Origin of the sequence: Serratia sp. JKS296 (assembly GCF_900215445.1) — a bacterium.
In the GTDB taxonomy this organism is placed as follows: Bacteria; Pseudomonadota; Gammaproteobacteria; order Enterobacterales; family Enterobacteriaceae; genus Serratia; species Serratia marcescens.
This window is the reverse complement of record NZ_OCMX01000001.1, coordinates 2,484,871-2,508,534: the sequence shown is the minus strand read 5'-3', so window position 1 is coordinate 2,508,534 and position 23,664 is coordinate 2,484,871. Positions and strand designations below refer to the sequence as shown.

General features: G+C 61.5%; 19 protein-coding genes. 9 read left to right on the top strand and 10 right to left on the bottom strand.

What is annotated here, in order from left to right; all coding sequences use genetic code 11:
• Nucleotides 1-72 precede the first annotated feature (72 nt).
• Nucleotides 73-870: an SDR family NAD(P)-dependent oxidoreductase gene (locus tag CRO23_RS11845; protein ID WP_016927707.1), complete on the top strand. Its 798-nt coding sequence runs from the start codon at nt 73-75 to the stop codon at nt 868-870.
• Nucleotides 871-884: 14 nt separating this feature from the next.
• On the opposite strand, the gene CRO23_RS11840 is transcribed toward CRO23_RS11845, so the two are convergent.
• From CRO23_RS11840 to CRO23_RS11830, 3 genes are all read right to left on the bottom strand, one after another.
• Nucleotides 885-1,346, bottom strand: coding sequence for a carboxymuconolactone decarboxylase family protein (locus tag CRO23_RS11840; RefSeq protein WP_097102027.1), 462 nt, complete (start codon nt 1,344-1,346; stop codon nt 885-887).
• 3 nt (nt 1,347-1,349) lie between these two features.
• On the bottom strand, nt 1,350-1,787 hold the full coding sequence (locus CRO23_RS11835; RefSeq protein ID WP_234214266.1) for a cupin domain-containing protein: 438 nt from the start codon (nt 1,785-1,787) through the stop codon (nt 1,350-1,352).
• A gap of 74 nt (nt 1,788-1,861) precedes the next feature.
• The gene (locus CRO23_RS11830) at nt 1,862-2,317 is read right to left on the bottom strand and encodes a carboxymuconolactone decarboxylase family protein (protein WP_049299252.1); all 456 of its coding nucleotides are present in this window, start codon (nt 2,315-2,317) and stop codon (nt 1,862-1,864) included.
• 170 nt (nt 2,318-2,487) lie between these two features.
• Between CRO23_RS11830 and pdxR the strand changes: the two genes are divergently transcribed.
• Nucleotides 2,488-3,897 (top strand): MocR-like pyridoxine biosynthesis transcription factor PdxR, encoded by a 1,410-nt coding sequence (gene pdxR, locus CRO23_RS11825; RefSeq protein ID WP_097102025.1) that lies wholly within the window; start codon nt 2,488-2,490, stop codon nt 3,895-3,897.
• 93 nt (nt 3,898-3,990) lie between these two features.
• On the opposite strand, the gene CRO23_RS11820 is transcribed toward pdxR, so the two are convergent.
• Complete coding sequence (locus tag CRO23_RS11820; protein WP_097102023.1) at nt 3,991-4,449, bottom strand: YbaK/EbsC family protein; 459 nt, start codon at nt 4,447-4,449, stop codon at nt 3,991-3,993.
• A gap of 167 nt (nt 4,450-4,616) precedes the next feature.
• On the opposite strand from CRO23_RS11820, the gene CRO23_RS11815 reads away from it, so the two are divergent.
• Together CRO23_RS11815 and CRO23_RS11810 are read left to right on the top strand one after the other, a co-directional pair.
• Nucleotides 4,617-5,042, top strand: coding sequence for a DUF2231 domain-containing protein (locus CRO23_RS11815; RefSeq protein WP_028127428.1), 426 nt, complete (start codon nt 4,617-4,619; stop codon nt 5,040-5,042).
• 10 nt (nt 5,043-5,052) lie between these two features.
• The gene (locus CRO23_RS11810; RefSeq protein ID WP_016927700.1) at nt 5,053-6,354 is read left to right on the top strand and encodes a PQQ-dependent sugar dehydrogenase; all 1,302 of its coding nucleotides are present in this window, start codon (nt 5,053-5,055) and stop codon (nt 6,352-6,354) included.
• Nucleotides 6,355-6,394: 40 nt separating this feature from the next.
• Here the strand turns inward: CRO23_RS11810 and CRO23_RS11805 are convergent, their stop codons facing one another.
• Entirely contained in the window at nt 6,395-7,003 is a 609-nt protein-coding gene (locus tag CRO23_RS11805; protein ID WP_079452129.1) for a class I SAM-dependent DNA methyltransferase, read from the bottom strand.
• A 229-nt stretch (nt 7,004-7,232) separates the two neighbouring features.
• Between CRO23_RS11805 and CRO23_RS11800 the strand changes: the two genes are divergently transcribed.
• The 3 genes from CRO23_RS11800 to CRO23_RS25075 all read left to right on the top strand — a co-directional run bounded on the left by CRO23_RS11800 (nt 7,233) and on the right by CRO23_RS25075 (nt 10,229).
• Nucleotides 7,233-7,634: a DUF2946 domain-containing protein gene (locus CRO23_RS11800; protein WP_097102021.1), complete on the top strand. Its 402-nt coding sequence runs from the start codon at nt 7,233-7,235 to the stop codon at nt 7,632-7,634.
• A gap of 225 nt (nt 7,635-7,859) precedes the next feature.
• Nucleotides 7,860-9,926 (top strand): TonB-dependent copper receptor, encoded by a 2,067-nt coding sequence (locus tag CRO23_RS11795; protein ID WP_097102019.1) that lies wholly within the window; start codon nt 7,860-7,862, stop codon nt 9,924-9,926.
• 141 nt (nt 9,927-10,067) lie between these two features.
• Nucleotides 10,068-10,229, top strand: a complete 162-nt coding sequence (locus CRO23_RS25075) for a hypothetical protein (RefSeq protein WP_016927696.1) — start codon at nt 10,068-10,070, stop codon at nt 10,227-10,229.
• A gap of 27 nt (nt 10,230-10,256) precedes the next feature.
• Here the strand turns inward: CRO23_RS25075 and CRO23_RS11790 are convergent, their stop codons facing one another.
• Nucleotides 10,257-11,150, bottom strand: a complete 894-nt coding sequence (locus CRO23_RS11790) for a LysR family transcriptional regulator (RefSeq protein ID WP_016927695.1) — start codon at nt 11,148-11,150, stop codon at nt 10,257-10,259.
• Between the two features lie 84 nt (nt 11,151-11,234).
• Here CRO23_RS11790 and CRO23_RS11785 point away from each other — a divergent pair, with 84 nt between their 5' ends.
• Complete coding sequence (locus CRO23_RS11785) at nt 11,235-12,011, top strand: NAD(P)H-dependent oxidoreductase (RefSeq protein WP_079452127.1); 777 nt, start codon at nt 11,235-11,237, stop codon at nt 12,009-12,011.
• A gap of 15 nt (nt 12,012-12,026) precedes the next feature.
• Here the strand turns inward: CRO23_RS11785 and CRO23_RS11780 are convergent, their stop codons facing one another.
• Both CRO23_RS11780 and CRO23_RS11775 read right to left on the bottom strand, forming a co-directional pair.
• A complete protein-coding gene (locus CRO23_RS11780; RefSeq protein ID WP_028127429.1) occupies nt 12,027-12,677 on the bottom strand; it encodes a LysE family translocator in 651 nt (216 codons plus the stop codon).
• A gap of 91 nt (nt 12,678-12,768) precedes the next feature.
• Nucleotides 12,769-13,323, bottom strand: coding sequence for an NAD(P)H-dependent oxidoreductase (locus CRO23_RS11775; RefSeq protein WP_016927692.1), 555 nt, complete (start codon nt 13,321-13,323; stop codon nt 12,769-12,771).
• 101 nt (nt 13,324-13,424) lie between these two features.
• On the opposite strand from CRO23_RS11775, the gene CRO23_RS11770 reads away from it, so the two are divergent.
• Complete coding sequence (locus CRO23_RS11770) at nt 13,425-13,784, top strand: winged helix-turn-helix transcriptional regulator (RefSeq protein WP_016927691.1); 360 nt, start codon at nt 13,425-13,427, stop codon at nt 13,782-13,784.
• A 4-nt stretch (nt 13,785-13,788) separates the two neighbouring features.
• Here CRO23_RS11770 and entS read toward each other — a convergent pair whose 3' ends face one another.
• Together entS and CRO23_RS11760 are read right to left on the bottom strand one after the other, a co-directional pair.
• Nucleotides 13,789-15,072, bottom strand: coding sequence for an enterobactin transporter EntS (gene entS, locus CRO23_RS11765; RefSeq protein WP_016927690.1), 1,284 nt, complete (start codon nt 15,070-15,072; stop codon nt 13,789-13,791).
• A 58-nt stretch (nt 15,073-15,130) separates the two neighbouring features.
• The gene (locus tag CRO23_RS11760; RefSeq protein WP_097102017.1) at nt 15,131-23,641 is read right to left on the bottom strand and encodes a non-ribosomal peptide synthetase; all 8,511 of its coding nucleotides are present in this window, start codon (nt 23,639-23,641) and stop codon (nt 15,131-15,133) included.
• Between the last annotated feature and the right edge of the window lie 23 nt (nt 23,642-23,664).

Below are 23,664 nucleotides of genomic sequence, written 5' to 3'. Positions count from 1 at the left end.
ATATGACATTTAAGACATGAAATGCGAGTGTTATTGTGCTCATCATTGAAAATAACCACCCTGGAGAAAAACATGAGCACATCATCAAATGGCACCGCCCTGGTGACCGGCGCTTCAAGCGGCATCGGCGCACTCTATGCCGACAGACTCGCTAAACGCGGCTACGATCTGATCCTTGTGGCGCGCAATACTGACCGTCTGGAACAGGTTGCCCAACGGATCCGCGATACTCATCATCGTCAGGTCCGTATTATCGGCGCGGACCTCGGTAACCCGCAGGAACTACGCCATGTGGAAGAGCTACTGCGTAATGAAACGTCACTGACTATGCTGGTGAATAATGCCGGTTTTGGCGCCGTAACGCCGCTTCTGGATTCGAATGTTGATGAAATGGAAGCGATGATTAACCTCAACGTCACCGCGCTGATGCGTTTAACTTATGCGGCTGCACCGGCAATGCTCGCTCGCGGAACGGGAACAATCATCAATATCGCGTCTATCGTCGCGATTAGCCCGGAAACCCTGAATGGGATTTATGGCGCAAGCAAAGCCTTTGTGCTGGCGTTCAGCCACTCTCTGCAGCACGAGCTCGGGGATAAAGGGATTCGCGTTCAGGCCGTTTTACCCGGCGCGACGGCGACCGCGTTCTGGAATGTGCCAGGCGTAGGCGGCCATGAAAATCTGCCGCAATCATGGGTCATGAAAAGCGAGGAGATGGTCGATGCCGCGCTGGCAGGTTTAGATGCCGGTGAAACGGTGACCATCCCGCCATTGCAGGACGGTGAAGAATGGAATGCCTGGGAGGCCGCTCGGCGTACCATGAGCCAGCATCTCAGCACTGCGCAGCCGGCCCCGCGTTATCGCCGTTAAGGCACGTCCATTCATTACTTCTGATGCTCCAAAACCGCCTGAGGGATATTACGAAAGCTTATCGCCAGGCGGTTGTAGGCGTTGATGAGACTGATAGCCAGCGTAAGGTCACATACCTCTTCGTCGCTGAAATAGCGCCGCAAATCTGGCGCGCGTTCACGCCGGTTTGATGAAGGGGCAATGAGCGTCATATATTCAGCCCAGGCTAACGCCGCGCGCTCCTTTAAAGAAAAAATGCCTTCGGTACAGACCCATCCCTGGAGCGCCGCCAGTTTCTCGGCGCCGACGCCCTCTTTCATCAACATACGCGTATGCAAATCAGTGCAATACGCGCAGCCGTTAATCTGGCTGACGCGTAAATTAATGAGATCGCGCAGTCGCTCGTCCAAACCGCAATGACAGAGGTAATGGTCAATGGCGCTGAATGCCTGGACGCCAGCGGAGGACGTCCGGATGTAATCAATTCGGACTCCCATTTATTACGGCCTACTGTCTGGCGTGGTGAGCTGAGTATCTTTGGTGTCCACGACAAATACCGCCAGTAGTTTCGCCGGTTTGGTTTTGCTGGCGTTACGGCTGACAACATGGTGCGCCCCAGGATCTTCATACCAGCTTTCGCCTGCCTGATAAGTCCGTTCAGGTTGACCTTCGACCTGACTGATAATCTCGCCTTCCACGACATAAGCGTAGATAAATGAAGAAGGAGCATGCGTATGAGATGCTGATGCAGCGCCCGCAGGATAAATGACTTCGACGGCAGTAAGCGATTTACCCGGAATGTTGGGGATCGCATGCGAAAAATTCGGTTTAACCGTCTCGCCTTGCCCCTGTGGTTCAACGCCATGCGCCAAAACGGTTGTTGAGAAGATCATTCCAACAGCGGCTACTGCGGATAAAAATGGATTTCTGCTTATCATATGACGGGCTCCTGACTGGAGTTGTTAAAGCAGGTGTGACGCCGCGCGATCTCGCCACGTCACAACACGCAATATCAGGGTTTTTGCGCTTCCTGCGGTACATTGCGGAAACTGATAGCCAGACGGTTATAGGCGTTGATTAAGCCTATCGCCATCGTCAAATCAGCCAGTTCCTTATCTTCGAAAACGGCAGATGCCGCCGCAAAGGCTTCATCCGGAACATGCGTTTCAGAAACCCGGGTGACGGTCTCGGCCCAGGACAGCGCCGCCTTTTCACGCGCGGTAAAGACCTCTCCGGCTTCCTCCCAGACTTGCACCAAAGCAAGTTTGACGGGGCTGAGACCTTTCTTCAGGAGATCGCGTGTGTGCATATCCAGGCAATAAGCGCAGCCGTTAATTTGGCTGACGCGCAAATTAACCAGTTCCACGAGCGTATTCTCCAGGCCACATTGCGCGACGTAGGTATAAACACCACCGAGCGCTTTAACCCCTGCCGGAGAAGTTTTAGTATAATCAATGCGTTGACTCATTTTTTATTTCCTTTATCGTTGAAACTGAGTCAAGCATAACAGCTGGATTTACACTTAAAAGAACCAAAAAACGAAGATTTTGCTGTACCACGCATCCGGGATGGTTAAAACATGCTGACCAGAAATGCCTCTGCTATTTCAAGTACACCTGCTGATTAATGGAGCGATATATGAACAGACCCACTCTGGCGCTGACGATTGACCGTAACGCACGGATATCCATCGCTGAGCAGATCCGCCAGGGGATCACCGAAGCCATTGAGAGCGGTGTTCTTGCGCCAGGCACAAGGCTCCCTTCATGGATTGACCTTGCCATACAATTGGGTATCTCTCGCGGCACGGTTAAGACCGCCTATGAACGGTTATCCGATGAGCAACTTGTCGTGATGTCCCGCTCTCGTGGAACCTGCGTCGTGGATAATCTACCGCCGGGCAGGGCGGCGAAAAAGGTGCCTGAATCCGTACCCACTTCAGAATTGTTTCAGGATTTTCTCTTCCCTACAGGCGATTTTCAGATGGGGATCCCTGCCGGCGATGTCTTTCCCGTCCCCCTCTTCTCACGCCTTTTTGCGGCGTCAGCCCGCCACGCCGTGCAGTCCAGACAATGCTATGGCGACCCCAGAGGGGAAAGCGAATTGCGCCGCGAAATCGCCGGTCAGCTCACCCTTTCCAGAGGAATCAAATGCCATCCTTCTCAAGTTTTCGTGACTGCCGGATTCACCGGAGGACTTGGCCTCATACTGCACGCGCTGTCTTTACGCGGGCACAAAGCCTGGGTGGAAAATCCTGGCTTTCCGCCGGCAAGAAAAGCCTTGAGCCTTGCGGGCCTGGCCACGGTACCTGTGCGGGTCGATTCCGAAGGGATGGATATAGAATATGGCATCCATCACGCGCCTGACGCGGCAATCGCGCTGGTCACCCCCGGGCAGCAAGCGCCCCTGGGGATGGCATTATCATTGGAACGGCGCCACCGTTTAATTGAGTGGGCCCACCAAAATGGCCGCTGGATCATCGAGGATGACTATCTGGGGGAGTTGCAGCTTAATCGCCGCGCGGCGCCAGCGCTGGCGTCACAGGATATTTATGGTCGGGTTATCCATATTGGATCATTCAGTAAAACCATTAGCCCGGCTCTACGCCTGGGGTTTGTCGTGGCGCCGCCATCGCTTGTCGAGACGGTTGCTGATGTCGCCGCCTCGCTTTCCCCCGCTCCGACTCCCGCGATCCAGATGGCGGTGCATGCCTTTTTGAGTGAGGGGCATTTTCTTCGGCATCTGCGAAAAATGAAAAGAGTTTACCATGCCAGAAGTACTGAACTTTCCCGCATAATGAAGGCGTTAGGCTACACCGTTCAGGTCCATGGTTTATCCGTTTTAATCAACCTGCCAGACGGCTCTCAGGATCGCACCATTGCGCATTACGCCTATAACTTTGGCCTGGCGCCATCCCCGCTTTCAGCCTGGTATCAGTCAGGGGTAGCGGAAAAGTCCGGTCTGTTGCTTGGCGTATCAGGCAAGGAAGGCGAATCACTCCTCCATGCCTGCGAGCGGCTGGATCGATTGATCCGTAAACTCGCTTAACGGCCCCTTGCGATTATCGTATTGACGAAGTGAGTGACATTTCAAACGGGCTAAATCGGGTGACTTTTTAATCTTGCAATAACACACTTTCAGTTACCCTGTCACGTCAATCCACTCCGCTCCGGTGATGCTGGCCAGCCGGAGCGGCGCAATTCTCACGCCTGAGTTATCACTGCCGCCTGCCGGAAGCACTTCACTGTAGCTGCACAGACTGCGATCGCAGTAAACTCTCACCGTTGCCGGTGCGGCAAAGGGGCAAACGCCGCCGGGCGGATAGCCGGTCAGCGCCTCCACCTCCTCCGCCGGCAGCATGCGTGCCTTTACGCCAAAGAATTGCTTGTACTTCTTGTTATCGATTCTGGCGGTTCCCGCCATCACCAACAACACCACGCCGTCGTTCACGCGAAACGAAAGCGTCTTGGCGATCTGCCCGCCCTCCACGCCAAAGGCTTCCGCCGCCAGCGCTACCGTCGCGGTGTTCTTTGCCAGCACCGTCACCGCCGTTTCCGGCGCGTGCTCGGCCAGAAATCGCTGAACGCGCTCTACACTCATGCCCTTCCTCCAGATGTTGCTAAGCCATTGATAATGCCGTGGTGACGGTTTCGGTTTTAACATCGCATGCTAAAAATGAGAATCAAAATTGTTCAAATCGGTGAATCTGAACAAAGCTTTAAGGGGCCAACGCCTTTTTATCTATCATTTTTCATGGAGATACCAGTATGACCACGCAAACGACAGCAAGGCCTTCAGCGGCCGCGGTGGCCGTCTATGAATGGCTCAATCCGATACCCTATGGATTTTTTACCGCGGCGCTCATTTTCGACATCATCTATGCCTGCACGGCGAATATTCAATGGGTCAATGGTGCCAGTTGGCTGATCGCCATCGGCCTGATTTTTGCCATCATTCCCCGACTGATTAACCTGGTGCAGGTGTGGTTCGGCAGCGGCCGGCTACAGGGCTTATCGGTCAAGCTCCATTTCTGGCTGAATCTGTTGGCCATCGTTCTCGCCATTATCAACGCTTTCGTGCATAGCCGGGATGCGTATGCCGTGGTGCCGCAAGGCCTGGTGCTGTCTGCGATCGTGGTCGCGCTGCTGAGCTTCGCCAACATTCTGCTGGCCGTGAGCGCCCGCGCAAAATAAGGAGGTTTTCATGAAGCTATCATCCATCGCGATTGCGCTTTCGGCCGTACTGGCGCTGGCCGGCTGCGATAACAGTGCCGTCATTTCGCCGGAACAACAAATGGGGCCGGATCCGGCATTGCCGGCGGCGCAAGATTTCCTGATGCCGCCGATGCAGGTGCCAAAGGGCGTGGGCTGGCAGCAAAACCAGATGCCGAAAGTCGCCGAAGGCTTGAAAATCGACAAGGTGGCAGACGGTTTGCTGCACCCGCGTCAGTTGCTTACCCTGCCCAACGGCGATGTGTTGGTGGTGGAGGCCAACGGGCCGGGCACCGAAGCGGTCAGCACACCCAAGCAGCTGATCGCCGGGCTGGTTAAGGGGCAGTCAGGTAAAGGGGGAAAAGGCGGTAACCGCATCACCCTGTTGCGCCCTACCGCCGACGGCAGCTGGGAAAAGCATGTCTTCCTCGAGGGGCTCGATTCTCCATTCGGCGTTCAGCTGATTGGCAACACCCTGTATGTGGCCAACACCGGCAATATCATGCAGTACGCCTATCAGCCGGGCGAAACGCGCATCAGCGATCCGGGTAAAGAGCTGGCCGATCTGCCGGACACCATCAACCATCATTGGACCAAGGCCCTGCTGGCCAGCCCGGACGGTAAAAAGCTGTATGTCGGCGTTGGATCCAACAGCAACATCACCGAAAACGGCCTGGCCGTAGAGTACCGGCGCGCCGCCGTGTTGGAAGTGGACACCGCCTCCGGCGCCAGCCGCATCTTCGCCAGCGGCCTGCGCAATCCGACCGGGCTGCAGTGGGAACCGCACAGCGGCAAGCTGTGGGCCATCGTCAACGAGCGTGACGAGATCGGCGCCGATCTGGTGCCGGACTACCTGACCTCGGTACAGGACGGCGGCTTCTACGGCTGGCCTTACAGCTATTTCGGCCAGCACGTCGATCGTCGGGTGCAGCCGGCGCGGCCGGATCTGGTGGCGAAAGCCATCAAGCCGGACTACGCCCTCAGCTCGCACGTCGCGCCGCTGGGGCTGCTGTTCTACACCGCGAGCGCTCTGCCGGCCGACTATCGCGGCGGCGCCTTTGTCAGTGAGCACGGCAGTTGGGATCGCTCGCCGCTGAACGGCTACCGGGTCAGCTACGTGGCGTTCGAACAAGGCAAGCCGGTCGGTAAACTCAAAGCGGTAGTCACCGGCTTTGTCTCCGACGACGAGAAGGAACTCTATGGCGCACCGGTTGGATTAGCGGTCGACAAGGCCGGCGCCCTGCTGATTGCGGATGACGTGGGCAACACCGTTTGGCGCGTCAGCGCTAAATAACGTTAACGTGCAGGTTCCGATGAACCTGCACGTGACATTGTCACTTGATGCTTTGCGCCAACCAGACCGTTCTTCCCCCGCAGGCGGGATCTTCCACCACATGATCGACCACGCGGAAGCCGTTTTCCTGCAGCAGGCGCGTATACTCCTCCGGCGCCAGGCTGGCGTGAAACAGCGGCTGGCCTTCGAAATTGCCGATCGCCACGCCGTCTTCAGGGCCGCTGGTGAACATCAGTGCGGCATGCGGCTTGGCGTGTCGTCTGAACAGTAGAAACATGCGGCGCTGATCGTCGCGCGCCAGATGGAAGAAGCTGTCCCAGGCCAGCAGGCCATCGAATCTTGTCGCCAGATTCAGCCGGCGCATGTCCATCTGCCGCCACTCCTGCTGTGGAAAACGCTGCCGGCAGCGCGCGATCATCGCCTGCGCGCCGTCGATGCCGGTGACTCGATACCCTTGTTCGATAAAATAGGCGGCGATCGGCGCGCCATTGCCGCAGCCGAGATCCAGCAGCCGCGCGTTGGCCGGGGTAAGCTGCAAAAAGCGGTCGAGCCACGGCCGCTCGAACAGCGTGGTGGGTCTGAGGCGTTCCCAGGCGGCGGCATGTTCGTCATAAAGCGGAATAATCGTGCTCGCCAGTTCTTCCGTCATTAATATTGTCCCCGTCACGTTAGTGGCGCAATAAAAATAGCCTTTGGTCAGAATTAAAGCGCTTATCCGATAATATATTCATCAACAGGCCGTTGACCAGAAATAAAAGGTTTTAACATTTCGACATAAACCAGTACAATTCCCTCCCCTGTGTTAACCCTTTTTTAGGTTGATTGTGTCGTTAATTCAGCCCTCTGCATCGCGAAATCGGGCCGCCGCCTGGTTAGGGATGTTTGCCATTCTGATGTTGTTCATTGCGCCGGTGATCTCGCGATCTCTGGAGCATGTACGCGCCGGAAGTGCTGGAACGGCCGTCATGGCGGATTGCGGCATGGATATGCCGATGCATCACGGGATGCACTCGCCGCCGTCTGAACCTGAAAAAGCCTCGCAGCCGCTGATGCAGCACGGCGGCGGCCACCACAACATGGCGATGATGATGGACGACAGCGCCTGCGGCTACTGCGTGCTGTTGCTGCACGCGCCGCTGCTGGACGTGAGCCACGCCCCGCTGTTCTGGTCTCAGTCGCTGGCTTCGCGCCCGCCGCCGATCCGCTATCTCGTTCCCCTGTTTGCCCACGTCGTTCACACCGAATTACAGCCGCGCGCGCCCCCCCTCTCTTTCCTCTGATTTAACAATAAGCCCATTGCCGTTCTCTGTATTGCCGTTGATCGCTTCAACCCGGCGGAATTAATTCGCCCAACGATTAAGCACCGAGACGACATTATTAATCCGGTTATTTCCACGCTGATGGAATTAACCCCCGTATTTACCGATGGTGATTTTCGCCAGGCCGCCCCACGCCTGAATAATCCCTCGGCCAAGAACGGAAAAAAGTTAGCTTAAGGAAAGATGATGTTTAAACCCGTTTATAAAAAGAACGCCGCCGCCCGCGCCATCACCGCCGCCATGCCGCTGTTCCTGCTGGCTGGCCACGCGGCGCAGGCGCATCAGCACCCTGCCAACACACAGGTTAATGATGGCGACGTGATCACCGTCACCGCACCGCTCTACTCTCCGCTGACCATCGTGACGTCACCGAAAACTCCGCGTCAGCCGGTGCCGGCCAGCGATGGCTCGGACTACCTGAAAACCATTCCCGGTTTTTCTCAGATCCGCAACGGCGGCACCAACGGCGATCCGGTGTTCCGCGGCATGTTCGGTTCGCGGTTGAAGATCCTCACCGACGGTTCGGAAATGCTGGGCGCCTGCCCATCGAGAATGGATGCGCCCACCTCTTACATCTCGCCGGAAAGTTTCGATCTGCTGACCATCACCAAAGGGCCGCAGACGGTGCTGTGGGGACCGGGATCGTCGGCGGGCACCGTGCGTTTCGAACGTGAACGCCCACGCTTCGACAAACCGGGCGTCAAGGGCAACGCCAGCGTGCTGACCGGCTCCAACGGCCGCTGGGACGAGAATATCGACGCCAGCCTCGGCGCCGAGCAAGGTTACTTGCGGGTGATGGCCAACAAATCTCGTTCCAACGATTATCAGGACGGCACCAATACGCGCGTGCCATCGCGCTGGGACAAGTGGAACGGCGATCTGGCGCTCGGCTGGACGCCGGACAACGATACGCTGCTGGAAGTGACCATGGGCCGCGGCAACGGCGAAGCGCGCTATGCCGGCCGCAGCATGGACGGTTCGCAGTTCAAGCGCGAAAGCCTGGGCATGCGGGTGGAAAAATCCAACATCGGCGAGGTGCTGGATAAGCTGGAAGCGCAGGTCTACTACAATTACGCCAACCACGTGATGGACAACGTCACCCTGCGCTCACCGGGCAGCGGCGGCATGGGTGGGCACGGTGGCCATGGCGGTATGGGCATGGGCGGCCATGGCGGACATATGATGTCCTCCGGCATGACGATGCAGCTCGATCGCCGCACCGTTGGCGGCCGCGTAATGGGCACCTGGCTGTGGCAGGACGTGAAGCTGGAAAGCGGCCTGGACACCCAAACCAACACCCATCGCAGCATGAGCCGCGGCAGCTGGGAAAAAGACGCCCAGTTCAACAGCTACGGCGCCTTCAGCGAACTGACCTGGTCCACCAGCGAACAGGATAAACTGATCGGCGGCGCGCGTCTCGATCGCACCCTGGTGGAAAACTTCCGCAACGGCGGCGACGCGGAGCGTTCCGACACCCTGCCGAGCGGTTTTATGCGCCTGGAGCACACGCTGGCCGAGCTGCCGCTGATGCTGTACGCCGGCGTCGGTTATACTGAGCGTTTCCCGGATTACTGGGAGCTGTTCTCGCCGAAGCTCGGCCCGAATGGCAGCAAGGATCCGTTCTCCAGCGTCAAGAGCGAGAAAACTACGCAGCTCGACATCGGCGCACAATACAACGGCAAGCGCTTCAACGGCTGGGTCTCCGCTTATGTGGGCCGCGTCGATGATTTCATCCTGTTCAAATACGATCCGCACAATGCGCGTCTCAGCCAGGCCGATAACGTCAACGCCAACATCATGGGCGGCGAAATGGGCATGGGTTATCAGTTGAGCGAGCGCTGGAAAACCGACGCCAGCCTGGCCTACTCCTGGGGCAAAAACACCAGCGACGGCCGCCCGCTGCCGCAGATCCCGCCGCTGGAGGCGCGTCTGGGGCTGACCTACGAGTACGGCGACTGGAGCGGCACCGGGCTGTGGCGTTTGGTCAGCAGCCAAAACCGCGTGGCGATCAACGAAGGCAACGTGGTGGGCAAAGACTTTGCCGAAAGCGCCGGCTTCGGCGTGCTCTCCGCGAACGCCGCCTACAAGGTGAATAAAAACGTCAAGCTGAGCGCCGGTCTGGATAACATCCTGAACAAGACCTACAGCGAGCACCTCAACCTGGCGGGCAACAGCGCCTTCGGCTATTCGGCCAACAGCGCGGTGAATGAACCGGGCCGCACCCTGTGGGCCAAGGTTAACGTCACCTTCTAAACCGTTCACCGGGCGATGGGCAACCGTCGCCCGGTCATGCGATATGCGATCCGGTTCTTAGGATATGAGTTTTAAGTTTTTCCCATTCGGTTAGGCGGCGATTACTATCGTCCTCAGGTTAATCATGGCCCCGGAGGGAATATGCAAAAGATCACTCGTTTTCTGGCCCTGCTCGGCGAGCTGATGATCGAAAAAGCCGAAGACGCCGCGCCGCAAGCTGCTCAGCCTGACGATCGCGACGACGCGTTGCCACCGCGCCTCGAACGCGGCGTTCCGCTGGCCGACCGCTTCCTGTTCATGTAATTTCCCGCGCTGTTTACATTAGCCCGCTCACACTGAACGCACGATATGTTCGCGCAGCCACCGGTGAGCGGGATCCCGATGCGATCGTTCGTGCCACAGCATCGTCATTTCAAAACCCGGCACCGCCAACGGCGGTTTGAGTTGCTGCAATAACGGTTGGTTGCGCACCAGCCGCTCCGGCAACATCGCCACCAAATCGGACTGCGTCAGTACCGAGATCACGAAGAGAAAATGCGGTACGGAAAGCACCACGCGCCGCGTCAGCCCCACGTCCGCCAGCGCCTGGTCGGTGATGCCGTAGAAACCGCCGCCGTCCGGCGAAACCATCACCTGCTCCAATAGGCAGAATTGCGCCAGCGTCAGGTTTTCATGCAGCTTAGGGTGACCGACTCTGCCCACCAGCACATAGCGTTCACGGAATAGCGTACGCTGACGCAGACCGGGCGGCGCCCCTTCACGGGTGTGAAACGCCAGATCGATCTCTCCCTGTTCCGCCAGTTTGGCGATGCGTGACGGCGCGGTTTCCAGCACCGCCAGCCGGGTGCCGGGCGCCGCCGTGCGCAAACCGTTCAGCGCCGGCAGGACGATGGTGGATTCGCCGTAGTCGAAGGCGGCCACACGCCAGATATCGGTCGCCACAGCGGGATCGAACGGCGTCGCCGGCGTCACCGCCAACTCAAGCGCCGCCAGCGCCTGACGCAGCGGTTCCCGCAGTTGCTCCGCTCTGGCGGTCGGACGCATGCCGCGCGGGCCGGGCAACAGCAGCGGATCGTCAAAGATCGCCCGCAGTTTGGCGAGATGCACGCTGACTGCCGGCTGAGAGAAATTGAGCCGCTGCGCCGCGCGCGTGACGTTGTGCTCCGCCAGCAGCGCGTCGAGCGTCACCAGCAGATTGAGATCCAGCCGCCTTAAATTATTCATGCTTATACCTGGGATAACGGTAATTCATTTCTAATATACCTTGTGACGCCCTACTCTGCAGCTCTCACACCAAGGAGCGTTGTTATGAATGTGCTGATTGTTTACGCCCACCCGGAGCCGCAGTCGCTGACCGGCTCACTGAAAAACTTCGCCGTTGAGCGCCTGACGCAGGCCGGCCATCAGGTCCAGGTGTCCGATCTGTACGCCATGAAGTGGAAAGCGGCGATCGACGCCGACGACAGCCTGGAAGGCGCATCAGGCCCACGTTTCGATCCTTCGCTGGATTCCCGGCGCGCGTTTGCGAACGGCGTGCAGAGCGCCGACATCGAACGGGAGCAACAAAAGCTGCGTTGGGCGGACGCGGTGCTGTTGCAGTTCCCGCTGTGGTGGTTCTCGATGCCGGCGATGCTGAAAGGCTGGTTCGATCGCGTCTATGCCTATGGTTTTGCCTACGGCGTCGGTGAGCATTCCGATACCCATTGGGGCGACCGTTACGGCGAGGGTATGTTGGCGGGCAAACGGGCGATGCTGATCGTCAGCGCCGGCGGGTGGGAATCCCATTACGCCCCGCGCGGCATCAACGGGCCGATCGACGATATTCTGTTCCCGATCCAGCACGGCATGCTGCATTACCCGGGGTTCGAGGTGTTGCCGCCGTTCGTCACCTACCGCGCCGGTAAGACCGACGAGACGCGCTTTGCCGCCCTGTGCGAACAGCTCGGACAGCGGCTCGATAACCTGTGGCGCACCGAGCCGATTCCGTTTCGGCAGCAGAACGCCGGTGACTACCTGATCCCGCAGTTGACGCTGAAAGCCCATCTGGCGCCGGGGCAAGACGGTTTTAGCATTCACCTGAAATAGCGCGAGCCGCTCCCCTTATCGCGGCGCTGACACAGCGCCGCCCCCCAGGAGGAGTTTGGCGCCCAATCCCATCATGACCACGCCCGTAAATCGCTGCTGCCAGACCAACAAACGGGGATTGCGGGCGAGCCATTGCCCCACGGTGCCGGAGGCCATAGCGACAGAGCCCAGCGAAAGGATCCCGGCCAGCTTCTGAATGGAACCTAAAACAAGCAATTGCAACCAAACCGGCCCGGTTTCAGGGTTAACAAACTGCGGGAGAAAAGCAAACATGAACAGCAGCGACTTAGGGTTGGTCAGGCTGTTAATCGCCCCTTCTTTCACCGCCTGCCACCCGGTCATCATCCGGGGTTTCAGCACGGCATCGGAACGCTGCCGGCTTACCTTCAGCATTTTTATCCCCAGCCAGACCAGATAGGCGGCCCCAACCCAACGCAATACGTCCAACGCCAGCGGATAACTATGCAACAGCGTGGCGAGGCCGAGCACCAGCATGGAAACCTGCACCATACCGGCGACAAAAACCATGCCGAAAACATTGAGCAGCGCGATGCGACGACCTTGGCCGATACCCCGGGCCAGCGTGAGCATCATATCCGGTCCGGGAGAGAGTTCCAGAAGGGTGAGTGCAACAAGAAAAGCAATAAACGTTTCGGCTGAAGGCATGGGGTTATCACCGGCGAGTCAAAGAATACGGCAATCATATTCCTCCCCGGACATTCGCAACAGCACTATCAGACGCATCCGGGAAGTCTCGTTAATTCAGGGCGGCGAGAAATGCCCGATAGCCCTGCGCGCTGCTGTCCAACTCGTGCTGCTGAACCTGCTCTGCCGTGCCGTCCGAAGCGGCTTCCCTGCCGTAAAAGGCAAAGAACGAAGCATAGTCGGCCCGCACGTAATCGGCGGTCACTTCAAACGGCCGGAAGATCTCCTCCAGCGAGTAGCGATAACGCCCTTCACGCGCGTAATCTTCTGCGCGCACGCCCGCCGTGACCGCCAGCGCCAGTTTCTTGTTCTGCATCTTATAGCCGCTGCGAGAACCGTAGGCCCAGCCGTAGGTGAGCACGTCGTCCAGCCATTTTTTCAGCAGCGGCGGGCTGCTGAACCAGTAAATCGGGAACTGCAGCACGATGTTGTCATGCGCTTCAATCAACTGCTGTTCTTTGGCGACGTCGATCTGCCAGTCCGGATAGGCCTGATGCAGTTCGTGCACGGTATACAGCGCCGGATAGCGGCGCAGTTCCTCCAGCCAACGTTTGTTGACCACCGAGTTCGCCATATCGGGATGTGTCACTACCACCAACGTTTTCATACTGATCTCTCCAGTCAGGTGTTTCGACGCATCTTAGGGTATGCTGACAGAATGTAAAATACGCACACTCACGACACATACTTACCCTGGAGAAAGTGTAAATGACCGCCGAATCCCACTGCAGCCCTACGGGCATCAGCCTTGAAGACACCGGCTATGGCTACACCCTGTCGGTGATCAACGGTAAATACAAAATGATTATTCTCTACTGGCTGGCGTTGTATAAGCCGGTATTGCGGTTCAACGAACTGCAGCGCTGCATCGGCACCATTTCGTATAAAACGCTCAGTTCGACGCTGAAAGAGCTGGAAAAAGATCGCCTGGTGGTGAGAAAGGAGTATCCGCAGATCCCGCCCAAGGTGGAGTACAGCCTGTCCGAGCGTGGACGTTCGCTGATCCCGGTGATCGACATGATGTGTAACTGGGGGGAGCAGCACCGGCCGGAACCGCCGGTGCCGTGAGGGGTTAGTTGTCCGCCGCCGCTGAGGTTGCCGGCGCGGGTTCATCGTGCTCAACCAGCGCGTCCGCCGGCCGGCACTGGCGCAGCGTGCGTACGCTGAAAGCCACCAGCACGCCCAACAAGGCGGCGAATGCGCCAAACGACAGCACGCTCATCAACGGGGTAAATACCCGGCCCAGTACGCCGAGCCCCAGCGCGCCGATCGAATCGCCGGTTACGTCCTGCGCGGTGCCGAGGCTGTTCACCCGCCCCAGCAGATGGTCCGGCGTGTTGCTCTGGATCAGCATGAACTGCAGAAGTGAGGCGATGGCGTTGGCGTAGCCGTAGCACACCAGCGCCAGCAGCGCCGGCGCCAAGTGGCTGAACAGCCCCAGCGAAGCGATGGCGGTAAACGCGACGATGGCGGCGATCAGGATCAGCACGCCAGGGCGAGAGAAACGCCCCACCCAGCCGCTGGTCAGCGCGCCCAGCATCGCGCCAAGCGGCACCGCGGAATACATCAGGCCGATAGAGGACGCCCCGACGTGGTAAGCGTCCTGCGCCAGCGCCGGGAACAGCACCCTGACGGCGCCGACGATGCTCATCAGCATCCCCAGCAGCACCACCGAGCCGACCACTTTATTGCGCCAGACAAACTGGAAGCCGCTGGCGAGCGCGCGCAGCGGATGTTCCGGCTCCTGCTGCTGCGGCAACAGCGTCGGCAAGCGCACCAGCGGCACAAGGGTGCCCAGCGTCCCTGCCGCCGCGACGGCAAACGCCAGCCCCACGCCGCCGAACACGATGATAATCCCGCCCAGCGCCGGCGCCAGGATCGCGCCGATGCGCACCGTCACCATGCTCAAGGCCCCCGCCGCCGCCAGGTTTTCGCGCCCGACCAGCAGCGGGATCACCGCCATCAGCGCCGTCATGCCCAGCGCGCCGAAGAAGCCGTCCCAGGCCGCCAACAGGTAGAGCGCCCACAGCGACGGGGCCGGGGCGAAGGCGTTCAGACTCAGGGCGACAAAGCCCAGCCCGCAGGTGCCGCGCGCAAACAGGATCAGCTTGCGGCGATCGTAGCGATCGGCGAGTACCCCGCCCAGCATCAGGCCGATAAACATGCCCACGCCGTCCAGCGCCACCGCGACCCCCACCTGCAACGTGGAGCCGGTCATCGCCTGGATCTGAATCGGCACCCCCACCGCCAGCATGCCGAGGGAAAACACCGACAGCATGCGGGCGCAGAAAATCGCGCGGAAATGCGCATTGCTTCTCAGCAAACTGAAATCAAGAAAAAAAGAAGGTCTGGCCATAGTGTCCTGCATATCATGTTTTAGTGCGGGCCGGGACGCACGCCCCGGCCCGGTTGCGTTATACCAACCCGTATTGCCGCGTCAGGAGCGAATGCAACAGCGGCCCGAGCGTCTCCAGCGAGGCCGGCGACAGAATGTCCGCGTGCTCGCAGCTTTGGTGATGACAGATCAGCCCATCCAGATACGGCGCCCACACGGCGTTGATATCCATCTCCGGCGGCAGCGTCCGGTCGGCGACGAACAGCGTCGCCGTGCCGTGGAAACGCCGGCTGCGCGCCTGAGACAGAAGGCGCACCGCGTCGCGGTAGTTGGCGACGATGCTGTCGAACATCGCCGCCTTCTCCGCCATCAGCGCCGGATCGCCATGATCTTCCGCCATAAACTCGGCCTGTTCCTGCGCCACCTCCTTCTGCGCCTCCTCCTCGCTGGGGCCGGTCCAGTCCTGGCCTTCCGGCGGATAGGTATCCAGCATGCCGAGGAACGCCACCTCTTCGCCCTGCTGCTGCAAACGCGCGGCCATCGAGTGCGCCAGCGTGCCGCCGAGCGAATAGCCCAGCAGGTAATAAGGCCCCTGCGGCTGCAGGCGGCGCAGAGTGGCGAGATGACGATCGACCATCTGCTCAATGTCCTCGCAGGTGGCGATGGCGCCATCCGGCCTTGGCGACTGCAGGCCGATGATCGGGTAGCTCCCCGGCAGATAACGGCTCAGCCCCGAGTACTGCCAGGCGAAACCGGAAGCCGGGTGCAGACAGAACAGCGCCGGGCCTTGGCCGGCCCGCAGCTGCAGGCACTCGCCGACGCCGCGGCTTTCGGCCGAGTTGGCGGCCTGCGCGTCATCGAGCAGGTGCGCCATCTTCTCCAGGCTGCGGGCGAACATGATTTGCCCGACGCTCAACGGCCGCGGGACGCGCCGCCGCAGCTCCGCCGCCAAACGCATCGCCAGCAGCGAGTGGCCGCCCAACGCGAAGAAGTCGTCGTCGGCATACACCGTCTCGCGCCCCAGCAGTTCCCCGAACAGCGCCGCCAGCAGGCGTTCGCTGTCGCTGTGCGGCGCGCGGCCGCTCTGCGGGTTCAACTGCGGCCGCGGCAACGCCTTGCGATCCAGCTTGCCGCTGGCGCTGAGCGGGAAGCTGTCGGTCATGACATAGCTGACCGGCATCATATGCGCCGGCAAACGCGCCTCCAGCGCCTGATGCAGCGCGCCGGTATCCAGCGTCACGCCCGGTTGGGCGATCAGCCAGGCGACCAACTGGCGCATATCGGCGCCGCCCAGCCCCGTCGCGCCCTCGCTTAATTCGATGGCGTGCACCGCCGCTTGCGCTACCCCCGGCTGCGCCAGCAGCGCCTGTTCGATTTCGCCCAGCTCGATGCGCTGGCCGCGGATCTTCAGCTGATCGTCGCTGCGGCCCAAATACTCGACGCTGCCGTCCTCCAGCCAGCGAGCGATATCGCCGGTGCGATACATGCGCGCGCCGTTGCCGGCGGGATCGGCGACAAACCGCTGCGCCGTCAACTCCGGCCGATGCAGATAGCCGTCGGCCAGCTGAATACCGCGCAGGTAGAGATCGCCGGCGCAGCCGACGGGCACCGGCCGCAGCATGGCGTCGAGAATGCTCAGTTGGGTGTTCCAGACCGGTTTGCCGATCGGCACGCCGGCGCCGTTCACCGCCGCCAATGCCTCGCCGGACGCCGGTTGATAGGTAACATCGACCGCCGCCTCCGTCGGGCCATACAGGTTGTGCAGCGGCGCGGCGACCAACGCCTGATAGCGGGAAGCCAGTTCGCACGACAGCGCTTCGCCGCTGCAGAACACGCGTTTCAGGCTGGCGGCGGCGCGCCGTGGCGCCCGCTCGTTCAAGGCCTCCACCCAGATAGCCAACATGGACGGAACGAAATGCAGCGTGGTCACGCCATAGTCGTCGATCAAGGTCGTCAGCGCCTGCGGATCGCGGTGCGCCTCCGGCGGCGCCATCACCAGGCGCGCGCCGACCATCAGCGGCCAGAAGAACTCCCAGACGGAAACGTCGAAGCTGCACGGCGTTTTCTGCAGGACCACGTCCTGCGCATCGAGCGCATACTCGTGCTGCATCCAGAACAGGCGGTTGACGATCGCCCGGTGGTTCACCACCACGCCTTTCGGCCGCCCGGTAGAGCCTGAGGTATACAGCACGTAGGCGGGATGATCGCCGCTCCCCGCCGGTGGGCGCGGCGCCGGTTCGCGCCCGCTGTCGTCCAGCGCATCGAACCGCAGCGTCGGCGCCAGCGCGGCGAAGCGGGCATCCAACGCGCTTTCGGTGATAATCAGCTGCGGTTTGGCGTCCTCCACCATGTAGGCCAGCCGCTCGTCCGGGTAACCGGTATCCAGCGGCAGCCAGGCGGCGCCGGTTTGCACAATCGCCGTCAGCGCCAGGCTGAGGCGCACGGAACGCGGCAACGCCACCGCGACGATATCGCCCGGCTGAATGCCGGCCGCCGTCAGCCGTTCGGCCAACAGCGCGGCCTGGCGCTGCATGTCACGGTAGCTGAGGCTGTGCCAGGCGTCCTGCAGCGCGATGCGTTCCGGCGTGCGCCGCGCTTGATCGGCGATCGCCTGATGCAGAGTGGTGTCCGCCACCGCCTGCCCGGTGCGGTTGACCGCCGCGATCAGCGCCTGCTCCTGCGGCGTTTGCAATTGCCAGCGCGGCAACGGCAGATCCGGTTGCGCAATCCATTGTTGCAGCAGCGCCATCAGCCGCGCGGCGAAGCGTTCAGGCTGCGGCACCGAATCGCGGTACTCCATCAGCAGACGCAGGCGCTCGCCCGGCAGCACCAGCAGCGTCAGCGGATAGTGGGTATAGCCTTTGTTACGGATAGCGTCGCAGCGCAGCGACCCTTCGCCGCCCAGCAGAGCGTCGTTGTCCGGATAGTTTTCCACCACCAACAGCGTATCGAACAGCGTGCCCGCCCCGGCCAGATGCTGGATCTCCCCCAACCCCAAATCGTCGTGCTCCAGCAGTTCAATCTGCCGGTGCTGCAGTTCGGTCAGCTGTTCCGTCAACGAACGGTCATGCTGCAGACGAACCCGCACCGGCAGCGTGTTGCTGAACAGGCCAACGTGTTCCTCGACCCCTTCTATCTGGCCAAAGCGGCCGGAAACCGGCGAGCCGAACACCACGTCCTGATGGCCGCAACAGCTAGCCAGCTGCAGCGCCCAAATGCCCTGCATCACGGTATTGAGCGTCAACCCGCGTTCGCGGCACAGGGTCAGCAAGCGCCTTTCCTCGGCCGGCGGCAGCGTCATTTCCAACTCCTGCACGCGATCGTCCTGCGCTTCACCGAACAGCAACGTCGGGCGCACATCCTGCAGCGTCTCACGCCAGAGGCGGCGCGAAGCTTCAGCATCCCGCGCGGTCAGGCGGCGCACGATATCGGCGTAGTTCGAACGCAGCGGCGGCAATGCCTGCTCGCCTTCACGCAATGCCAGCATCAGATCGTTGAGCACCACCGGCGTCGACCAGCCGTCGACGATCAGGTGGTGCGCGTTAAGGAACAGCGTGTAGCGTTCGCTATCGCCGTGTTTGATCCGCAGCGCATGCAGCATCGCGCCCGGCTGATTAAACAGATCGCGCTGCAGCTCTTTCTGCTCCAGCTCATTCAGCGCCTGCATTTCTTGCTCTTCGGACAGCGGCGGCAGCCTGTGGCTGTCCAGCGGCCAATGGCTTTCCTGCGGTATCAGCTGCAGCGGTTCGCCCTCGCGGTTGAATCGGGCGGCCAGCTGCGGATGGCGGCGGATCACCGCATTCAGCGCCTGCTGGAGTTGATGTTCGTCCAGTTCGCCGCAGAGGCTCAGGCGCGTCAGCGAGTTATAGCTGCCGCCCTGCTGCGCCGTCTGCGCATGGAACAGCAGGCCGTGCTGCAACGGCAACAGCGGCAGCGCCGCGGCCAACGGCCCGCACTCCCGCTCCCAGGCGCGCACCGCCTCATCGTCGGCGCCCGGCTGGGCGATCTCGGCCGCCACCAACGTCGCCGCCGCGCGATCGGGATGCCGCTCGGCAAATTCGCACAGCGAACGCACCGCTTGTTCGATGCCGCTGTGCAACTGCGCAATGTCGCTCTCGCTGAAAATCCCCTCCAGCCAGCTCCAGTTGATCGCCAGACACGCGCCGTCGCGCCGCTCTTCGACAAAGATATTCACTTCCAGCCCGTAACACAGCGCCTGCTGCGCATCCTGCGCCACGGTGAAGGCGTCGCAGAAGCGGGTTTGGCTGCGTTGCGGCGTCCAGTGTCCCTCATCCTGGCTGAAACGTCCGAGGTAGTTGAACAAGATCTCCGGCGCATTGCGCTGCGCCAGCGCCGCCAGTTCGTCACGCCGCGGGTGCAGATAACGCAGCTGGCCATAACCGACGCCGCGATCGGTCACCGCTCGCGTCGCCCGTTTCACCGCGCGCACGGCCTCATTGTGCTCAGCGTCATGCAGTTCAATGCGCAGCGGATACTCCGCCGTCAGCCAGCCGACGGTGCGGGCCAAATCGAGGCCGTCGTCCAGTTCGGCGCGGCCGTGCGACTCCAGAGAGAAACGCAGCGAAGCGGCCTGGAAACGCTGGCGGCAAGCCTGAGCCAGCGCGCACAGCATGATCTCTTCAACCTGGGCGCGGTATCCCTGCGGCAATGCGCCGAGCAGCGCGGCGGTCAGCCGGCTGTCGAGCAGCGTACGCCGTTCGCTCACCGAGGCGATGCGATCGGTCTGCGGATCCAGCGCGCGCCGCCCCAAACGTGGCACGTCGTCCGCCAGCATCTGCCGCCAGAACGGCAGCTCGGCTTCCCGGCGTTCAGCGTCGGCTCGTAGGCGTGCAGACCACTCATAGAGCGAGGTTTCTTCCGGCGGCAATGTGATCGGCTGCCCCTGCATGGCGCTGTCGGCCACCTGCCGCAGTTCGTCGAGCAGGATGCGCCATGAAACGCCGTCGACCACCAGGTGATGGATCGCCAGCACCAGCCCCAGGCTCTGCCCGTCGCGCTGCAAGAGGATGGCCTGCATCATAGCGCCGGCCGCTGGATCGAGATGGTCAAGCGCGGCATCAAACGCCTGTTCCGCCGCGGATTCCAGCTCACCGGACACGGTATTAACCTGCATCAGCTCACCGGCGGCGGCGGTTTCAACCACCAACTGACCGTCGCGGATCCGCGCGCCCAGCGCCGGGTGTGCCGCGCGCAGCTGTTCCAACGCATAACGCAGCTGTTGTGGCTGCAGCTCGGCAGGCACGCGCAGGAAAACGCCGTGCGCGAAGCGGCGATGCATATCGCCCGTCTCGGCAAACCAGTACAGGATCGGCAGCCCGTCGATCGGGCCTTGCTGCACGCTGCATGCGGCCTGAGAGCCAACGGCCAGCGGCTGTATCGCCTGCGCCATGCGCGCGGGGGTGTGCAGCGCGAAGATCTCGCGCGGCCGCAGCAGATACCCTTTGCGCCGCAGGGCGGTACCCAGCCCCATCGCCGAGATGCTGTCGCCGCCGAGCGCGAAGAAATCGTCGTCGGCGCCGACGCGATCCATCCCCAGCAGCTGCGCCATGGCGCCGCAAATCAGCCTTTCCTGCTCGGTGGCCGGTTCACGAATGCTTTGCGCCAGCGTCTCCTGCGGTTTGGGCAACGTCTGACGATCAATCTTGCCGTTGACGTTGAGCGGCAGCTCCGGCATCACCACCAGGATCGCCGGCACCATATAATCCGGCAAACGCTGCGCCAATTGCCCCAGCAGCTCGCTTTGCAGCGTTGGCGAGGCGCGACGTGCGTCATCCTGCACCGAGCAATAGCCGATCAAACGATAGGTGGCGCCGATCGGCTCGGCGATCACCACCGCCCGCCCCACGTCCGGCAAGGCGGCCAAGGCGCTTTCCACCTCACCCAGCTCGACGCGGAAGCCGCGCACCTTGATTTGGTGATCGGTTCGGCCAATGAATACCAGTTGGCCCTCCGCGCTCCAGCGCATCAGATCGCCGCTGCGGTACATCACCTCACCTTCGGCGAACGGGTTGGCGACAAAGCGCGCCGCCGTCAGATCCGGGCGCCGCAGGTAACCGCGCGCGATGCCCTTACCCGAAATGTACAGCTCGCCCGCCGCGCCGATCGGCACCGGCTGCAGGCGGCCGTCGAGCAGCCAGACGGCGGTATTGGCGAGGGGGCGACCGATCACCGGCTGATCGGCGGCCGTGACCGGCGCGCCCAGGGTATCGACGGTATATTCGGACGGGCCGTAATAGTTGTGGATCTCCACCTCCGGATGCTGCTGCATCAGGTTCCACAGCGTCGGCGTCGCCGCCTCACCGCCGATCATCACGAACGACGGCAGCGGGAACTGCCCCTTCAGCAGGCCGCAGTCCACCAGTTGCGAGAAGAACGACGGCGTGATGTCCAGCAGATCGATCGGCGTCTGCTGGGTTTGTTCCAGCAGCGCCCAGGGGTCGCGGCGCAGCTCCTCGTCGAAGATAACCAGTTCGCTGCCCATCATCATGCAGAACAGCGGTTCCCAAGAGGAGTCGAAAGAAAACGAGGCGGTATGGCCGGCGCGTAGGCGGCGTGCGTGGCGAGCCTGGAATTTTTCGATCGCCGGGCCGAACAGAGAGGCCTGGTGCGACAGGAACAGGTTCAGTAGCCCGCGATGCGTGGACATCACACCCTTGGGTTTACCGGTCGAGCCGGAGGTGTAAATCATATAGGCCAGATGCGCCTCGTTCAGCGGCACACGCCGTTCATCGTCCGTTATCGGCGCGGCCTCGGCGGCCGCGCAGCGCGCCAGGCACGCTGCGTCGTCCAGGCACAATACCTGCGGCAGATCCGGCATATTGACCTGCGTCGCGCGGTGGGTCAGCAGCATCGCCGGCCGCGCGTCGTCGCACATCAGCGTCAGGCGTTCACGCGGGTAATCCAGATCGAGCGGCATATAGGCCGCGCCGCTGGCCAACACGCCGAACAGCGCGACCAGCGTGTCCACCGAGCGCGGAATGCCGATGGCCACCACGTCTTCGGCGCCGATGCCGCTTTCGATCAGCACTCGCCCCAGTTGCATCACCCGTTCACTGAGTTGACGGTAGCTGAGGCGCTCGTCGCCGCAGGCCACCGCCAACGCCTCGGGCTGCCGCTCAACCTGGCGCTGGAACGCATCCATGATTGACACCATGCCCGCCGGCGGCGTCAGATCGGCGCCGCGCCCCCAGGCCGCGAGTTGCCTTAACTCCCCTTCGCTGATCAACGCCAGTTGACCGTTCGGCTGGTGCGGCTGCCGCGCCAACTGCTGCAGCCAATGGCCGATGCGCTCCGCGTGGTGATGCAAGGTGCGCGGCGAGTATTTGGCCGGGTTGGCGACCAACGACAGCGTCAGCACGCCGTTGCGAAAGCCGATCTCAAACTCCAGGTCATCGACCGGCCCCATCGCCAGCGTATGGGTAACGGCCGCCTGGCCGTCGAAGGACAAGGCGCTGTGGTAGACCTTGACGTTGATCACCGGGCCGTACAGTTCCTGATGGCCGCCGACCAGGCCGAGATCGCGTTTGATCTGCTCCGCTTCATAGCGTTGATGGCGGCGCGCCTGTTTGATTTGCGCCACGGTCGCCTGGCAGACGTCCGCCAGCGACATCTCCGGCGTCACGTTCAGCAGCAGCGGCAGCACGTTAACCACCGGGCCGACCGCCGCCAGCGCCTGGGAGCCCATACGGCGCATGAAAGGAAAGCCGAGTGAAAAACGGGTTTCGCCGCTCATGCGCGCCAGATACATCGCCAACGCCGCCGTGACGATATCGGCCGGTTGCAGCGACTGCAGCGCCGTATCGTGCAGCGCTTCGTCAAACAGCGATTCCGGCAACACCAGCGCCTGTTTGAGCGGCCGGGCACCCGGTTCAACCTCCCGACTCTCCGTCGATAATGACAGCGGCGACGGCAAATCGCGCAGATGCTGTTGCCAGAATTCGGCCGCCCGCCGGCGCGCCGGCGACGTTTGCCATTGCTGAAACTCTTCCACCACCTTGCCGAACGGGGTAAACGGCGAGGCCGCCGGAGACAGCCCGTGGCGCAGCGCGCGATAGATATCGGCGATCCGGCGGGTGATGGCTTCGAAACTGAAGCCGTCCAGGGTCAGATGATGAAAGCGCTGGTACCAGAACCAGCGATCGGCGCTGACGCGGATCACCGCATGGCGATAGAGCGGCCGCTCGCCGTCCGCAGGCAGATCCTGCGCCAAATCGTCGTTCATCAGCGCCAGCGCCGCTTGCTCGGCGTCCGGCCGCGCGCTGAAATCGAACCACTCCGGCGCCAGCACGCGCGCAGGATCGGCTATCAGCGGTAAACGCTGCACCGGCTGGCCGTCCTGCGCCTCAAAGAACCGCGCCTGAACCGTATCCGCTTCGGCCAGCCCCTGACGGATCGCGCGCTCCAGCGCCGAACGATCGATAGCGCCGTGCAGTTCGGTGTAGTGCGCCACGGCGAAGCTGTTGCGGCGCAGCGCGATTTGGTCGGCGATCCAGATCCCCGGTTGCGCCGCAACCAGCGGATAATCCCGATACTCGACCTGAGTATCCGGTAAAGAAAGCGTTTCTGACATGGTGTCTGTCCTTTCCCTCAAAC

Bases quoted from the DNA above. Each gene is read 5' to 3' on its own strand.
- CRO23_RS11845 (WP_016927707.1), top strand. From the start codon at position 73: ATGAGCACATCATCAAATGGCACCGCCCTGGTGACCGGCGCTTCAAGC.
- CRO23_RS11840 (WP_097102027.1), bottom strand. From the start codon at position 1,346: ATGGGAGTCCGAATTGATTACATCCGGACGTCCTCCGCTGGCGTCCAG.
- CRO23_RS11835 (WP_234214266.1), bottom strand. From the start codon at position 1,787: ATGATAAGCAGAAATCCATTTTTATCCGCAGTAGCCGCTGTTGGAATG.
- CRO23_RS11830 (WP_049299252.1), bottom strand. From the start codon at position 2,317: ATGAGTCAACGCATTGATTATACTAAAACTTCTCCGGCAGGGGTTAAA.
- pdxR (WP_097102025.1), top strand. From the start codon at position 2,488: ATGAACAGACCCACTCTGGCGCTGACGATTGACCGTAACGCACGGATA.
- CRO23_RS11820 (WP_097102023.1), bottom strand. From the start codon at position 4,449: ATGAGTGTAGAGCGCGTTCAGCGATTTCTGGCCGAGCACGCGCCGGAA.
- CRO23_RS11815 (WP_028127428.1), top strand. From the start codon at position 4,617: ATGACCACGCAAACGACAGCAAGGCCTTCAGCGGCCGCGGTGGCCGTC.
- CRO23_RS11810 (WP_016927700.1), top strand. From the start codon at position 5,053: ATGAAGCTATCATCCATCGCGATTGCGCTTTCGGCCGTACTGGCGCTG.
- CRO23_RS11805 (WP_079452129.1), bottom strand. From the start codon at position 7,003: ATGACGGAAGAACTGGCGAGCACGATTATTCCGCTTTATGACGAACAT.
- CRO23_RS11800 (WP_097102021.1), top strand. From the start codon at position 7,233: ATGTTTGCCATTCTGATGTTGTTCATTGCGCCGGTGATCTCGCGATCT.
- CRO23_RS11795 (WP_097102019.1), top strand. From the start codon at position 7,860: ATGTTTAAACCCGTTTATAAAAAGAACGCCGCCGCCCGCGCCATCACC.
- CRO23_RS25075 (WP_016927696.1), top strand. From the start codon at position 10,068: ATGCAAAAGATCACTCGTTTTCTGGCCCTGCTCGGCGAGCTGATGATC.
- CRO23_RS11790 (WP_016927695.1), bottom strand. From the start codon at position 11,150: ATGAATAATTTAAGGCGGCTGGATCTCAATCTGCTGGTGACGCTCGAC.
- CRO23_RS11785 (WP_079452127.1), top strand. From the start codon at position 11,235: ATGAATGTGCTGATTGTTTACGCCCACCCGGAGCCGCAGTCGCTGACC.
- CRO23_RS11780 (WP_028127429.1), bottom strand. From the start codon at position 12,677: ATGCCTTCAGCCGAAACGTTTATTGCTTTTCTTGTTGCACTCACCCTT.
- CRO23_RS11775 (WP_016927692.1), bottom strand. From the start codon at position 13,323: ATGAAAACGTTGGTGGTAGTGACACATCCCGATATGGCGAACTCGGTG.
- CRO23_RS11770 (WP_016927691.1), top strand. From the start codon at position 13,425: ATGACCGCCGAATCCCACTGCAGCCCTACGGGCATCAGCCTTGAAGAC.
- entS (WP_016927690.1), bottom strand. From the start codon at position 15,072: ATGGCCAGACCTTCTTTTTTTCTTGATTTCAGTTTGCTGAGAAGCAAT.
- CRO23_RS11760 (WP_097102017.1), bottom strand. From the start codon at position 23,641: ATGTCAGAAACGCTTTCTTTACCGGATACTCAGGTCGAGTATCGGGAT.